The organism is Falsiroseomonas ponticola, from assembly GCF_016805305.1.
GTDB classification, from domain to species: domain Bacteria; phylum Pseudomonadota; class Alphaproteobacteria; order Acetobacterales; family Acetobacteraceae; genus Falsiroseomonas; species Falsiroseomonas ponticola.
In genome coordinates, this window is record NZ_JAERQN010000004.1 from 341,774 (window position 1) to 354,538 (window position 12,765).

Here is a 12,765-nt window from a genome sequence, read left to right on the forward strand (position 1 = left end):
AAGCGCACGGGCGGCACCTTTTCTCAGCTCGGACCGACAGGGTGGGCGCGGACGCCCGAGACGGCAACATTGGCATGCCGGGCGAAGATCGTAAGACCGGCCCTCAACACGAAGTGTGGCCGCGGGATGGCGCGGCGCCCTGCCCGCTCCCTCCCCCGCGCCTGGCGGGGGAGGGTCGGGGCGGGCTCGCCGCGGCCCGCTACCGCGGCGTGGTCGGGGTCAGCGGCGCGCCGACCGCCGGCATGCTCTCCCGGAAGAAGCGGAAGAACTCGCTGTCCGGGGACAGCAGCAGCCGCGTCTCGCCCTCGCTGAAGGCCTCGCGATAGGCCTGCATCGTCCGGTAGAACTGGAAGAACTGCGGGTCGCGCTGGAAGGCCTCCGCGAAGATGCGGATCGCCTCCTGCTCGCCCTGGCCGCGCAGGATGTCGGCCTGCGCCTGCCCTTCCGCCAGCAGCACCGTGCGTTCGCGGTCGGCGCCGGCGCGCACGCGCACCGCCACCTCGGCACCCTCGGCGCGCGCCTCCCGGGCCACGCGCTCGCGCTCGGACTGCATCCGGTTGAGGATGGCCTGCGTGTTCTCCTCCGGCAGGTCGGCGCGGCGGATGCGCACATCCGTCACCTCGATGCCGAAGCGCCGCGCCTCGTCATTCACCTGGCGGCGGATCTCACCCATGATCCGGGTGCGGTCCGTGGACAGCACGCTGAGCAGCGGTTCGTTGCCCAGCACGCGGCGCAGCGCGGAGGTGACGATGGAGTTCAGCCGCGCCCGGATGCCGGCTTCCGCCGCGCCCGCGGTCTGGAAGAACAGCAGCGGATCGACCACGCGGTAGCGCGTGAAGCTGTCCACGATCAGGCGGCGCTGGTCGCCCAGGATCAGCTCCTCGCCCGGCGCGTCGTAGTCCAGCAGCCGGCGGTCGAAGGTGATGACGGCGTCCAGGATCGGCACCTTGGCATGCAGGCCGGGCTCGCGGATCACCCGCACCGGCTCGCCCAGCCGGGTGATCAGCACCTGCTGCGTCTGGTGCACCGTGAACAGGGTGGAGGAGGCCACGACGAGGCCGATGGCGGCGACGACCGCCAGGATGAGGGCGCGGTTCATCGGGGCACTCCGGCCGGACGGTTGTTGCCGAAGCCCTGGCCCTGGGCGGGCTGGGCCGGCGGCGGCGCGGGCGGCTGGCGCATCACCTGCGGCACGGCGCCCGCCACGCCGCGGCCCTGGTCGCCCAGGTTCAGCAGCGGCACCACGCCCTGCAGCCGGTCATCCACCAGCACCTTCGGATTGCGGCGGAGGATCTCCTCCATCGTCTCCAGGTACATCCGGCGCACCGTCACGTCCTGCGCGACCTGGTAGGCCGAAAGCACGGACACGAAGCGCGCCGCCTCGCCTCGGGCGCGGGCGATCTGGCTTTCGCGGAAGCCCTCGGCCTCCTGCACCAGGCGCTCGGCCTCGCCGCGCGCGCGGGGGATGATGTCGTTGCGATAGCTCTCGGCCTCGTTGCGGGCGCGTTCGCGGTCCGCATTGGCGCGCTGCACGTCGCGGAAGGCGTCCACCACCGTGGCCGGCGGGTCCACCTTCTGCAGCTGCACCTGCGTCACCTCGATGCCCGCGCGGTACTGGTCGAGGATCGCCTGCGTCCCGCGGCGCACATCCTGCTCGATCTGCGCGCGCGCCTCCGTCAGCGCGGGCTGGATCGGCGTGCGGCCGATCACCTCCCGCATCACGCTCTCGGCCGCGGACTTCACGGTGGCCTCGGTGTTGCGGGTGTTGAACAGGAAGTCGGCGACGTCGCGGATCTGCCAGAAGACCGCGAAATCGATGTCGATGATGTTCTCGTCGCCCGTCAGCATCATGCTCTCCTCGAGCACGTCGCGGGACGGGATGGGCCGCACGGCCTGGCCGCTATCGGCCGGCGCGCGGAAGCCGACATCGACGCGGTTGATGCGCGTGACGCGCGGCTTGGACACCGCCTCCACCGGCCAGGGGATGGCGTAGCCCCAGCCCGGCGGCGTGGTGCGGTTGAAGGCGCCGAAGCGCATCACCACGCCCTGCTCGTCCGGCTGCACCCGGTAGAAGCCGGAAGCCCCCCAGATGCCCACCAGCACCACGCCGATCAGCGCGAGCCCCATGCCCCCGCCGCCGCGCGGCAGGTAGCGGCGCACCGTGTCCTGCGCCTGGCGGATCACGTCATCAAGGTCGGGCCCGCCACCGCCGCGGCCACCGCCGCCACCACCGCCCTGGCCCCCGCCGGAAGGCGGCTGCGGCGCCCCCCACGGCCCGCCGGGCCTGGGATTCCCCCAGGGGCTGGGTCCGCCGCTGCTGTTCCACGCCATCGGGCTGTAGGCCTCCTTCAGTACGGGCAAGACATGTGCCACGTCCCTTCCCGGCAAGGGAGGGGTGCAGCGGTCGCGTCGTCGGTCCATATGGGGGCCATATGGGGGCCGCGCCGGGTCGGGCGAGCCCGGCCTTCTCGGTGCCGGGCCAATCCGCACGGGCATCCGCCCCGCGGTGAACCGCGCGACGGGGCCGACTTGGCCGGCGCGATATCGGATGGAACAGGGGGTTTTTCAAGCGATGGGCGAGATGCTGGAACAGGCGGTGCGCACCGCGCTGCGGTCGGTGCGCGACCCCGTCACCGGCCAGGACGTGGTCAGCGCCGGCATGGTGGATGGCCTCGCGGTCAAGGCCGGCATGGTGCAGTTCGCGATCCAGGTGCCGCGGGAGCGGGCGCGGGAGAGCGAGCCGCTGCGCGCCGCCGCCGAACGCGCCGCCGCCGCCGTGCCCGGCGTGCTCTCCGCCACCGTGGTGTTGACGGCGCATCGGGCGCCGCCCGCGGGCGGATCGGGCGGCGAGGCGGCACCCCACGCCCATGGCCCCGCCCCCGGGGCGAAGCCCCCCCCCGGCCAGGGCCCGATGCTGCTGCCCGAGGTCGGCGCCATCATCGCCGTCGCCTCCGGCAAGGGCGGCGTCGGCAAGTCCACCACCGCGGTCAACCTGGCCGTGGCGCTGGCCATGCAGGGCCAGCGCGTCGGGCTGCTGGACGCCGACATCTACGGCCCGTCGCTCCCGCAGATGCTCGGCACCCATGAACGCCCGCGGGCGGAGGGCAGCCGCATCATCCCGCTCAGCCGCTGGGGGCTGAAGGCCATGTCCATCGGCTTCCTGGTGGAGCAGGAGACGCCGATGATCTGGCGCGGCCCGATGGTGATGGGCGCGCTGGAACAGCTGATGGGCCAGGTGGCCTGGGGGCCGCTCGACATCATGGTGGTGGACATGCCGCCCGGCACCGGCGACGCGCAGCTCACCATGAGCCAGCGCGTGCCCCTCGCCGGCGCCGTCATCGTCTCCACGCCGCAGGACGTGGCGCTGATCGATGCCCGCCGCGGCGTCCGGATGTTCGAGAAGGTGAACGTCCCCGTCCTCGGCCTGATCGAGAACATGAGCTTCTTCTGCTGCCCGAATTGCGGCCACCGCACCGACATCTTCGGCCATGGCGGCGCGCAGGCCGAGGCCGCGCGACTCGGCGTGGAATTCCTGGGCGACCTGCCGCTGAAGCTCGCGATCCGCGAACTGGCCGATGCCGGCACGCCGATCGTGGCCGCCAGGCCCGACTCGGAGGAAGCGGCCGCCTACCAGCGCATCGCGACGCGGCTGCGGGCCAAGCTGGCGGAACGCGCCGGCGCCGGCCCCAAGATCGTCATCGACTGATCTTCATCGACTGGCGAGCAGCGCGTCCGTCTCCGCCCCGGTCGGCATCGAACTCGCCGCGCCGGGGCGGGTGCAGGCGATGGCGGCCGCGGCGGAGGCCCGGCGCATCGCCGCATCCAGCGGCAGCCCGCGGTCGAGGGCCGAGGCCAGCACGCCGCACCAGCAATCCCCCGCCCCCGTCGTATCCACCGGCTTCACCGGGAAGGCGGGGTAGCGGAACAGCCCGGCGGAGGTCGCGGCGGTGACGCCCGACCCCCCCATGGTCAGCGCCACATCGGTGCCGAGCGCGGCGCGGATCGCCGCCGCATCCGGCGCGGTGCCGAGGCGCCGCGCGACGGCCATCGCCTCATGCTCGTTCACCACCAGCAGGTCGAGCGCGGCCAGGATGTCCCGCGGCAGGTCGCCCGCCGGCGCCAAGTTGAGGATGACGCGCGCCCCCCGCGCCCGCCCGCGGGCGACGGCCACGGCCACCTCCGCCGGCGGCACCTCCATCTGCAGCACCAGCCAGGTGCCGGGGCGCAGCATCGTGTCCTCGATCTGCTGCGCGCTGGCCAGCAGGTTGGCCCCGCTGCCGACCGCGATCTGGTTGGACCCGTCCGGCCCGACGCAGACCGCCGCGCAGGCCGTCGGCGCCTTCACGGTGGCGAGGCGGGAGAGGTCCACCCCCGCGCCCCGCAGCCCCGCCAGCGCCACATCGGCCATGGCATCCGCGCCGACGGCGCCGACGAAGACCGTCCGCGCCCCGTCCCGCGCCGCCGCCACCGCCTGGTTCGCGCCCTTGCCCCCCGGCAGCGCCCGGTACCCCGGGCCCAGCACGGTCACGCCCGGCCGCGGCAGTTCGGGCAGGGAGAAGACGAGGTCGGCGACGACGGATCCGAAGACGATGACGGTCATGCCGCGAACATGCCCGCCGATCGCGCCCGGTCATAGAGCATGCCGATCAGCGCATCGAAGGCGGGGGCCACGGCGCGCGCCGGGTTCATCCGGCCATGCGTCTGCGCCTCCCGGATTCCGGCATGGCGCCAATGCCCGGTGCCGATCACGCCCTGCATCATGCCCTGGGCGCGGTCGCAGGCCATGGCGAAGCGGGCGGCCTTGCTCTCCCCCTCCTCGAATTCCTCCCACAGCGCGCGCAGGCGCTGGCCGAGGTCGGGCGGCAGCAGGCCGAACACCACATCCGCCGCCGCACGCTCCCGCGCCGCCTGGGTCAGCAGATGCGCCTCGTCATAGGCGAAGGTGTCGCCGGCCTCGATCTCCACCAGGTCATGCGCGGCGATCATCGCCAGCACATGGCCGAGGTCGGGCGGGTCCTCCACCTCCGCATGCAGCAGCACGGCGACCAGGGCGACGTTCCAGCAATGCTCCGCGCTGTTCTCCGCCCGGTCGGTACCGTCCGGGCCCCGCGTGCGGCCCCGCCGCTCCACATGCTTCAGGCGATCGGCCAGCGCCATGAAGTCCAGCAGCGCCGCGGTACGGTCCGGGGTCATCCATCCCTCCTCATCGCGGCGCGGTCCAGCGGCCCAGCAGGAAGCCGAACAGCGCCGCGCCGCCCAGCAGGGCCGCGACCTCCCCGAACAGCGCATGCGCCACCGGCAGGCCGATCGTCACCAGCGCGACCAGCAGCGCCACCTTCCACCAGCGCTGCAGCCAGGCGAGCCGCGCCCCGCGCCCGCCCGCCTTGCCCCGCGGCTTCGCGCCGCGGCGGGAGGCAGCGCTACTCGCCACGCCCCAGCGTCTCCATCAGCTCGCGCCATTCGCGCTTGGACAGGCCGGACCCCGCCTGCTCCACCGCCTCCCCCGCCAGCATCCGGCGCAGGATCGCGAGCATCTGGGCGGACAGCGTGACGGCGCCCAGCCGGTAATCCTTGAAGGCCCCGGCCGCCATCGGCACCCAGGCCTCCGCCATCGTCATCATCGCCTCGGCATAGACGCGGATCTCGTACTGCGCATGCGCATCGGCGCGCAGCGACAGGAAGTGGAAGAGGTTGTGGAGGTCCGTCTTCCAGTACCACTGCGTATAGGCGTTCAGCGTCAGGTTCATGCGCGCCAGCTCCCGCGCCAGCCCCTGGCGGGAGGGATCGAGCGGCTGCCCCCCCTCATCCTCGTTCAGCATCTCGACGTAATGGTCGTAGTTGCGGGTCGCATCCTCCCGCAGCAGGTCCAGCACGCGGGCGGCCTCCGCCCCTTCCAGCACGGTGCCGCGCCCCTGACGGTTCATCGCGGACTGGGCCGCGAGCTGCGCCGGCGCCGGGATGTAGAATTCGCGGTCCAGGATCGAGTAGCGCGCGCTGTATTCGTTCACATTCGCCGTGCGGTGCCGGATCCATTGCCGCGCCACGAAGATCGGCAGCTTCACATGGAACTTGATCTCGCACATCTCGAAGGGGGTCGAGTGGCGGTGGCGCATGAGGTAGCGGATCAGGCCCCGGTCCTCATTCGCCGCCCGCGTGCCGCGGCCGTAGGAGACGCGGGCCGCCTGCACGATGGCGGCATCGTCGCCCATGTAGTCGATGACGCGGACGAAGCCGTGGTCCAGCACCGGCACGGCCTGGAACAGCATGGCTTCCAGCGCGGGCACGGTGGGGCGCAGCGTCCGCGCCTCGGCGGCGCGCGCGGCCTCGATCTCCTGCTGCTGCTCGCTGGTCAGAGCCATGCCAATCCCCCTGCACCGGGTCGCGCGCGCGACCCGGTGGGGCACTACCGTCCCGGCCCTCCGGCGTCCAGCCGCTAACCGACTAGGCCCGGATGCGCCTGCAGGAAGCGAAGCAGCCCCGCCCGGAATTCCGGCGTCCCCGGGGCGCTGCCATGGCTCGCGCCGGGAATCGTCACCAGCTCCAGCCGCGGCATGGCGGCCTTCAGCCGCTCGAAATCCCGCAGATAGGGGTCGGCCATGCCAACGATGCCGAGCGTCGGCATCGGCACCCGCGCCAGCGTCTCCACCGGCACCACCTGGTCGGGGTTGGACCGCCGCACCGCCGCCAGCGCCCGCGCATCCTGCCCGGCCAGGCGCCGCTCCGAATCGGCGCGGATCTCGGCCTCGCCCGGCGGCGGCCGGTCCCGCGGCCAGAGGCGGAGGAACTGCGACCGCAGCAGCCCCTGGTCCATCTCGGCGCTTTCCTCATCGACGCGCTTCTGGTCATCGGCCGTCCAGCCCAGCCGCCCGGCGGCGCCGCCCAGCGTCAGCGTCGCGAAGCGCCCGGGGTCCAGCACGGCCAGCTGCGCCACGATATGCGCGCCCATCGAATAGCCCACGATATGCGCCCGCCGCAGGCCGAGATGGTCCATCAGCCGCGTCACGTCCCGCCCCATCTCCGGCCCATAGGCGCTGCGCTCATGCGGCTTGCCGCTCTGCCCATGGCCGCGGGCATCGAGGGCGATGGTGCGGAAATGCGGCGCCAGCGCGCCGAAGACGCCGGGCCTGACCCACTGCCCTTCCAGGTTGGTGGTGTAGCCATGCAGGAGGATGACGGGCTCCCCCTGCCCTTCCTCGATGAAGCGGATCGGCACGCCGGCGCTGTCGAAGCGCCGCTCCTCCGCCGCGCGGGCGATGCTGGCGGCGAACGGCATGGCGAGCGCGGCCGAGACGACGGCACGACGGTTCATGGCACGCTTCCTTCCCCTCGGGGTGTCTTCCCCCGGGGAAAGCGCATCACCGGGGGCGGCGCGGGTCAAGCATGGCTGGAACTATGGGCGCCCATCGCCTATATGACCGGCGTCGGCTTGCCGACTATGGCGATAAACACGGTTCGGAATAAGCGTTGCGGACCCGGGGGCAGTGCCCGGCGCCTCCACCATTCCTCCTCTGCCTCGCGCAGGGGCGGAAAGTCCGGGGGCGAAACAGCTTCGACGCGCGTAGTAAAGGGATCGCTTTTGCCCGGCATTGTACCGCCGTTATCGGGCTAACCCTACAAGTGCGAACGATAACAGCCGCGAGGCTGTCGCACTCGCTGCCTAACAGGTAAGCGCGGTTCGGGGGGCACCGGGCAACAGAAGCCCCCCACTTCCTTTATCCTCGGCGGCGCCTCTTTCCCCAACAGCGGCGTCATCTTATGGTTGTATGCGAAGGGGTGCATCCATGAGCGACGAGGCCCGCCCGGCGCAGGGGCAGATTCCGTACGAACGTTGGACCGATGATGCGCTGCGCGAAGTGGTGGCAAGGTCGCTCGACCTGGCGGGCTCCAAGGGCCTGCCCGGCGACCATCATTTCTACCTGACCTTCCGCACGGACCATCCCGGCACCCGCGTGCCTGGCCACCTCAAGGCCAAGTACCCGCAGGAAATGACGGTGGTGCTGCAGCACCAGTTCGAGGCGCTGGTGGTGGACCGCGCCGGGGGCTTCTTCTCCGTCCGCCTCTATTTCGGCGGCGTGCCCTCCACGCTGGTGGTGCCCTTCGCGGCGCTGACCGGCTTCGCCGATCCCTCCGTCCGCTACGGGCTGCGCTTCCAGCCGCAGATGGATGCCATCCCCGCCCCCGCGCCGGAACCCGTGGCCGCCCCCGCGCCGGCCCCCGCCGCCGCCCCGGCCGCGGTGGAAGCCCCCGCGCAGGTCGTCAGCCTCGACGCCTTCCGCCGCCGCCCGGCGCGGGATTGAGGGCACGGCCAGGCCGCCCCGTTGGCGGCCCGGCCCCGCTGCGCTACCACCCGCGGATCACGTCGCGCGCCCAAGCCCCGGGCGCCGCCCACGGAGACCGCCCGTGACCGCACCGCTCGACCTCGACAGCCCCGTCATCGCGCCGACCCGCCCGGAAGGCTTCCGCTACAGCCCCATGCTGCCGCTGGGCGAGGATGCGACGCCCTACCGCAAGCTCGACATCGCCGGCGTCTCCACCGCCACCTGCGATGGCAGGACGGTGCTGAAGGTGAAGCCGGAGGCGCTGGAACAGCTGGCCTTCCAGGCGTGCAAGGACGTCTCCCACCTGCTGCGCCCGGCGCATCTCCAGCAGCTCGCCAATATCCTGAAGGACCCGGAGGCGAGCCCGAATGACCGCTTCGTGGCGCTGGACCTGCTGAAGAACGCCAACATCGCCGCCGGCGGCGTGCTGCCCATGTGCCAGGACACCGGCACCGCCATCGTCTTCGGCAAGAAGGGCCAGCGCGTCTGGGTCGAGGGCGATGAGGAGGAGGCGCTGAGCTACGGCGTCCACCGCACCTATACCGAGACCAACCTCCGCTATTCCCAGATGGCCCCCCTGACCATGTGGGAGGAGGTGAACACCGGCAACAACCTGCCGGTCGAGTTCTCCATCATGGCGCAGCCCGGCGACCACCACGCCGATGAGATGCACCTGATGTTCATCCTCAAGGGCGGCGGATCGGCCAACAAGACCTTCCTGTTCCAGCAGACCCGCGCCGTGCTGTCGCGCGACAAGCTGCTGAAGTTCCTGGAAGACAAGATCAAGACGCTCGGCACCAGCGCCTGCCCGCCCTATCACCTCTCCATCGTCATCGGCGGCACCAGCGCCGAGATGAACCTGAAGACCGTGAAGCTCGCCTCCACCAAGTGGCTGGACGCGCTGCCGACCGAGGGTTCCAAGGCCGGCCACGCCTTCCGCGACACGGCCTTCGAGGCCGAGGTCCACAAGCTGACCCAGAACCTCGGCATCGGCGCGCAGTTCGGCGGCAAGTATTTCTGCCACGACGTCCGCGTGGTGCGCCTGCCGCGGCACGGCGCGTCGCTGCCCATCGGCATCGGCGTCTCCTGCTCCGCCGACCGCCAGATCAAGGCGAAGATCACGCCGGAGGGCGTGTTCCTGGAGCAGCTCGAGCATGACCCCGCCAGGTACCTGCCGGAGGCGACGGACAGTATCCTCGGCGGCGATGTGGTCCGCATCGACCTGAACCAGCCGATGAGCGCGATCCGCGCCGAACTGTCGAAGCACCCGGTGAAGACCCGCGTGTCGCTCACCGGCACCGTGGTGGTCGCCCGCGACATCGCGCATGCGAAGCTGCAGGAGCGGCTGGACCGCGGCGAGGGCCTGCCCGACTACCTGAAGAACCACCCGGTCTATTACGCCGGCCCCGCCAAGACGCCGACGGGCTACGCCACCGGCAGCTTCGGCCCCACCACGGCCGGGCGCATGGACAGCTATGTCGAGGCCTTCCAGAAGGCCGGTGGTTCGCTGGTGATGCTGGCCAAGGGCAACCGGTCCAAGGCCGTGCTCAACGCCTGCAAGAGCTATGGCGGCTTCTACCTGGGCTCCGTTGGCGGGCCCGCGGCGCGGCTGGCGCAGGACTGCATCCGCAAGGTCGAGGTTCTGGAATACCCGGAGCTCGGCATGGAAGCCGTCTGGAAGATCGAGGTCGAGGACTTCCCGGCCTTCATCGTCGTCGATGACAAGGGCAACGACTTCTACGAGGGGCTGGAATAGCGCCATGCTGGAACTGCGCCCGAACTGCGAATGCTGCGGCGCCGACCTGCCGCCGGATTCCGACCGGGCGCTGATCTGCTCCTTCGAATGCACCTGGTGCCGGGACTGCGCGGCCACGCGCCTGCCCGGCGGTTTGTGCCCGAATTGCGGGGGGAACCTCGTCCCCCGCCCGATCCGCCCGGCGGGCAAGCTGGAGCGTTTCCCCGCCAGCACGGTGCGGAAGCGGAGCACGCTGCCGGCCTGCACGGGGGGCTGATCAGCCCGCCTTGCGCTCCCGCTGCGTGCCGACCCATTCACGCAGCGCGGCATTGATGCGGGTCTGGTAGCCCTTCCCACCGGCCTCGAAGAAGTCGATGAGGTCAGCATCCAGCCGCAGCGTGATCTGGCGCTTCACCGGCCGGTACATCCCGCCCCGCACCGCATCGCTCCAGTCCAGCACTTCCGGGATGTCGGAGGTGTCGATCGTCTCGTCCGGCATGGCCGCCAGTTCGCGCAGATGAGCCTCCATCTCAGGCGTCATCGGCGCTGAACTTCCCAGCGTGATACGCACGTCGCTCTCGGGGTGTCGCTCGTCTGGCTGATATGATCCGGACTTCTTCGTCATCGCCGCTCACCCATTGCGCGTGTACGACCAGGAGAACCAGCGGATTTGCACTGCTCGGCATGCCGATCGTCTGCCACCGCTGCTCATGGCGTGTGTCGTCCAGGCGCGTCCTGTGCGATGGGTCGTCGAAGACCCGGATTGCTGCCTCGAACCTGACACCATGCTTGCGCAGGTTGTCGGCGGCTTTCCATTCATCCCAGGAGAAACGCATGGATTGCTCACCTACGAAAATGTAGTTACAATGAGGCCATCCATCAACCCCCTCACCTTGGCCTGATCTCCACCGCCAGCACCTCCTCATCCGCCCGCGCCTTCGTCACCAGGTTCGCGCTGCCCGCATGGGCGGAGTGCACCAGTCCGACGCCGATGATCAGCGCCTCATCCACCGTCCGCTGCACCAGCGCCCGCAGCAGCCGGTTGCGCTCCGCATCGTCCAGCGTGGCCCGCGCCCGCGCGATCTCGGCATCCACCGCCGGCACGCCGTAGCCCGTGAAGTTCAGCGTGCCCAACCCCGGCACCGTCCCGTTGGTGTGGATCTGGGAACTCAGCAGGTAGGACGTCTCCCCGGTCAGGGACCCGAAGACGGTCACGAAGACCCCGTATTCCCGCCGGTTGCGCCGGGTCAGGAAGGTCGCCTGCGGCACCACCTCCACCGTCGTGCGGATGCCGATGCGGGTCCAGGCGGCCGCGATCGCCTGGCAGATGCGCGGCACGCGCGCCGGGGAGCAGAACAGGTTCAGCCCGAAGCCCTGCCCCCAGCCCGCCTCCGCCAGCAGGGCGCGGGCGGCGTTGAGGTCGGCCGCCGGCAGGGCGCGGTCCGGGATGGCGCCGAAGACGAAGGGCGGCACGGGCTGGTCGGTCGGCTCCGCATAGCCTTCCATGATCTGGCGCGCGATGCCGTCCCGGTTCAGCGCCAGCGACATGGCGCGGCGGACGCGCACGTCCCGCATCGGGTTCTGGCCGCCGGCCTCCACGCCGGGCGGGCTGGCCCGCTCCACATCCGGGTAGATGTTCACGGCGTAGATGGACGGGCTGGTGAACAGCGCCACGCGGCGATCGGCCGCGAGCCGCCCCGCATCCTGCAGCGGCACGTTGTTGATGAAGTCCACGTCGCCCGCCAGCAGGGCCGCGACGCGCGCCGGGTCGTTCGGGATCGGCGTCAGCACCGCCGTCTCCCACGGCACGCGCCCGCCCCACCATTCCTCGTTCCGCCGCAGCACCAGCGGCGCGTTGGTGGACCACGACCCCAGCTTGAACGGCCCCGTCCCGATCGCCGCCTGGCCGCTGTTGAATTCCGGATTGCCGAGCCCCGCCACGGCGCGCGGCACGATGAAGATCTGCGTCAAATTGGTGGGCAGGATCGGCAGCGGGCCGGAGGTGCGGATGCGGAAGACCAGGTCGTCCACCACCTCCACCCCCGTCACCCCGGACAGGTAGATGGAATAGGGGTTCGGGTTGCCCGGCACATTCGGCACCCGCTGGAAGCTGGCCGCGATATCGGCGGAGGTCAGCGGGCTGCCGTCATGGAAGCGCACGCCGGGGCGCAGCCTGAACTCCCAGGTGGTGTCGTCCACCACCCGCCAGGATTCCGCCAGGCCCGGGCGCAGCGCCATCTGGTCGTCGCGCATGACCAGCGTCTCGTAGATGTTCCGCAGCGCCCCGGTATTGGCCAGGTTGAGCAGCCAATGGGGATCCAGCGTGCTCGGCGGCGCCTGCATGCCGATCCGCAGCGTCTGCGCCGCGGCCGGCGGGGCCAGCGGGACGGCAAGCGCGAGTGACAGCCCGAAGGCCAGCCTTGTGACGAACCCCATGCAGCCCGATCCCCTCTTGTCCCGTCCGGGGCGTCAGAGTGCCACCCGCGGCGGCGCCGGGGCCAGGGGCAAGGCCCGCGAAAACGGTGGCGCCGGGCGCCGTGTTGCTGCTATGTTCTGTTCGCCACTGGCCCAGCCATGCCCCAGGCACCCCGGCGGCACCCCCGTGAATCGTGACTAAAGAGGCATAAACGGCATAATCGGCTAAATCCCCTAAATGCCTTTAGTGGCGCCCGCGCAACACCCTGGCACAACCGGTGGCTGCAAGTTGGTGGG

14 protein-coding genes and 1 other RNA gene are annotated in these 12,765 nt (G+C 71.2%); 5 read left to right on the forward strand and 10 right to left on the reverse strand.

The annotated features are described in order from the left end of the window. Positions 1 to 199: 199 nt before the first annotated feature. Positions 200 to 1,099 (reverse strand): protease modulator HflC, encoded by a 900-nt coding sequence (hflC, locus tag JJI54_RS14910; RefSeq protein ID WP_203073787.1) that lies wholly within the window; start codon positions 1,097 to 1,099, stop codon positions 200 to 202. After that, positions 1,096 to 2,373 (reverse strand): FtsH protease activity modulator HflK, encoded by a 1,278-nt coding sequence (gene hflK, locus JJI54_RS14915; RefSeq protein WP_318987514.1) that lies wholly within the window; start codon positions 2,371 to 2,373, stop codon positions 1,096 to 1,098. Before hflK ends, hflC begins: the two co-directional genes overlap by 4 nt. A gap of 199 nt (positions 2,374 to 2,572) precedes the next feature. Between hflK and JJI54_RS14920 the strand changes: the two genes are divergently transcribed. Continuing rightward, the gene (locus tag JJI54_RS14920; RefSeq protein WP_203073788.1) at positions 2,573 to 3,706 is read left to right on the forward strand and encodes an Mrp/NBP35 family ATP-binding protein; all 1,134 of its coding nucleotides are present in this window, start codon (positions 2,573 to 2,575) and stop codon (positions 3,704 to 3,706) included. A 3-nt stretch (positions 3,707 to 3,709) separates the two neighbouring features. Here JJI54_RS14920 and JJI54_RS14925 read toward each other — a convergent pair whose 3' ends face one another. From JJI54_RS14925 to JJI54_RS14945, 5 genes are all read right to left on the reverse strand, one after another. Continuing rightward, positions 3,710 to 4,600 (reverse strand): ribokinase, encoded by an 891-nt coding sequence (locus tag JJI54_RS14925; protein ID WP_203073789.1) that lies wholly within the window; start codon positions 4,598 to 4,600, stop codon positions 3,710 to 3,712. Then, on the reverse strand, positions 4,597 to 5,193 hold the full coding sequence (locus JJI54_RS14930; RefSeq protein WP_203073790.1) for an HD domain-containing protein: 597 nt from the start codon (positions 5,191 to 5,193) through the stop codon (positions 4,597 to 4,599). The genes JJI54_RS14925 and JJI54_RS14930 overlap by 4 nt, the downstream gene beginning before the upstream one ends. Before the next feature lie 10 nt (positions 5,194 to 5,203). After that, positions 5,204 to 5,431: a hypothetical protein gene (locus JJI54_RS14935; RefSeq protein ID WP_203073791.1), complete on the reverse strand. Its 228-nt coding sequence runs from the start codon at positions 5,429 to 5,431 to the stop codon at positions 5,204 to 5,206. Further along, positions 5,421 to 6,359 (reverse strand): FAD-dependent thymidylate synthase, encoded by a 939-nt coding sequence (gene thyX / locus JJI54_RS14940; RefSeq protein ID WP_203073792.1) that lies wholly within the window; start codon positions 6,357 to 6,359, stop codon positions 5,421 to 5,423. The genes JJI54_RS14935 and thyX overlap by 11 nt, the downstream gene beginning before the upstream one ends. Before the next feature lie 74 nt (positions 6,360 to 6,433). After that, positions 6,434 to 7,309 carry an alpha/beta fold hydrolase gene (locus JJI54_RS14945; protein ID WP_226381769.1) on the reverse strand — a complete coding sequence of 292 codons (876 nt, stop codon included), beginning with the start codon at positions 7,307 to 7,309 and terminating at the stop codon, positions 6,434 to 6,436. 72 nt (positions 7,310 to 7,381) lie between these two features. On the opposite strand from JJI54_RS14945, the gene ssrA reads away from it, so the two are divergent. The 4 genes from ssrA (at position 7,382) to JJI54_RS14965 (ending at position 10,330) form a co-directional block, all read left to right on the forward strand. Continuing rightward, positions 7,382 to 7,708: a transfer-messenger RNA gene (gene ssrA, locus JJI54_RS14950) on the forward strand. A 73-nt stretch (positions 7,709 to 7,781) separates the two neighbouring features. Then, complete coding sequence (locus JJI54_RS14955) at positions 7,782 to 8,297, forward strand: SspB family protein (RefSeq protein WP_203073793.1); 516 nt, start codon at positions 7,782 to 7,784, stop codon at positions 8,295 to 8,297. Between the two features lie 175 nt (positions 8,298 to 8,472). Next, on the forward strand, positions 8,473 to 10,074 hold the full coding sequence (locus tag JJI54_RS14960) for a fumarate hydratase (RefSeq protein WP_203073959.1): 1,602 nt from the start codon (positions 8,473 to 8,475) through the stop codon (positions 10,072 to 10,074). A gap of 4 nt (positions 10,075 to 10,078) precedes the next feature. Then, positions 10,079 to 10,330: a DUF1272 domain-containing protein gene (locus JJI54_RS14965; protein WP_203073794.1), complete on the forward strand. Its 252-nt coding sequence runs from the start codon at positions 10,079 to 10,081 to the stop codon at positions 10,328 to 10,330. On the opposite strand, the gene JJI54_RS14970 is transcribed toward JJI54_RS14965, so the two are convergent. The 3 genes from JJI54_RS14970 to JJI54_RS14980 are packed head-to-tail and all read right to left on the reverse strand — an operon-like array spanning position 10,331 to position 12,489. Further along, positions 10,331 to 10,594 (reverse strand): BrnA antitoxin family protein, encoded by a 264-nt coding sequence (locus JJI54_RS14970; protein ID WP_203073795.1) that lies wholly within the window; start codon positions 10,592 to 10,594, stop codon positions 10,331 to 10,333. It abuts the gene before it with no gap. Further along, the gene (locus JJI54_RS14975; protein ID WP_203073796.1) at positions 10,584 to 10,889 is read right to left on the reverse strand and encodes a BrnT family toxin; all 306 of its coding nucleotides are present in this window, start codon (positions 10,887 to 10,889) and stop codon (positions 10,584 to 10,586) included. Before JJI54_RS14975 ends, JJI54_RS14970 begins: the two co-directional genes overlap by 11 nt. Before the next feature lie 52 nt (positions 10,890 to 10,941). Next, the gene (locus tag JJI54_RS14980) at positions 10,942 to 12,489 is read right to left on the reverse strand and encodes an ABC transporter substrate-binding protein (RefSeq protein WP_203073797.1); all 1,548 of its coding nucleotides are present in this window, start codon (positions 12,487 to 12,489) and stop codon (positions 10,942 to 10,944) included. Positions 12,490 to 12,765 lie beyond the last annotated feature (276 nt).

Coding starts and splice junctions, on each gene's coding strand:
- hflC (WP_203073787.1), bottom strand. CDS start 1,099: ATGAACCGCGCCCTCATCCTGGCGGTCGTCGCCGCCATCGGCCTCGTC.
- JJI54_RS14920 (WP_203073788.1), top strand. CDS start 2,573: ATGGGCGAGATGCTGGAACAGGCGGTGCGCACCGCGCTGCGGTCGGTG.
- JJI54_RS14925 (WP_203073789.1), bottom strand. CDS start 4,600: ATGACCGTCATCGTCTTCGGATCCGTCGTCGCCGACCTCGTCTTCTCC.
- JJI54_RS14930 (WP_203073790.1), bottom strand. CDS start 5,193: ATGACCCCGGACCGTACCGCGGCGCTGCTGGACTTCATGGCGCTGGCC.
- thyX (WP_203073792.1), bottom strand. CDS start 6,359: ATGGCTCTGACCAGCGAGCAGCAGCAGGAGATCGAGGCCGCGCGCGCC.
- JJI54_RS14945 (WP_226381769.1), bottom strand. CDS start 7,309: ATGAACCGTCGTGCCGTCGTCTCGGCCGCGCTCGCCATGCCGTTCGCC.
- JJI54_RS14955 (WP_203073793.1), top strand. CDS start 7,782: ATGAGCGACGAGGCCCGCCCGGCGCAGGGGCAGATTCCGTACGAACGT.
- JJI54_RS14960 (WP_203073959.1), top strand. CDS start 8,473: ATGCTGCCGCTGGGCGAGGATGCGACGCCCTACCGCAAGCTCGACATC.
- JJI54_RS14965 (WP_203073794.1), top strand. CDS start 10,079: ATGCTGGAACTGCGCCCGAACTGCGAATGCTGCGGCGCCGACCTGCCG.
- JJI54_RS14970 (WP_203073795.1), bottom strand. CDS start 10,594: ATGACGCCTGAGATGGAGGCTCATCTGCGCGAACTGGCGGCCATGCCG.
- JJI54_RS14975 (WP_203073796.1), bottom strand. CDS start 10,889: ATGCGTTTCTCCTGGGATGAATGGAAAGCCGCCGACAACCTGCGCAAG.
- JJI54_RS14980 (WP_203073797.1), bottom strand. CDS start 12,489: ATGGGGTTCGTCACAAGGCTGGCCTTCGGGCTGTCACTCGCGCTTGCC.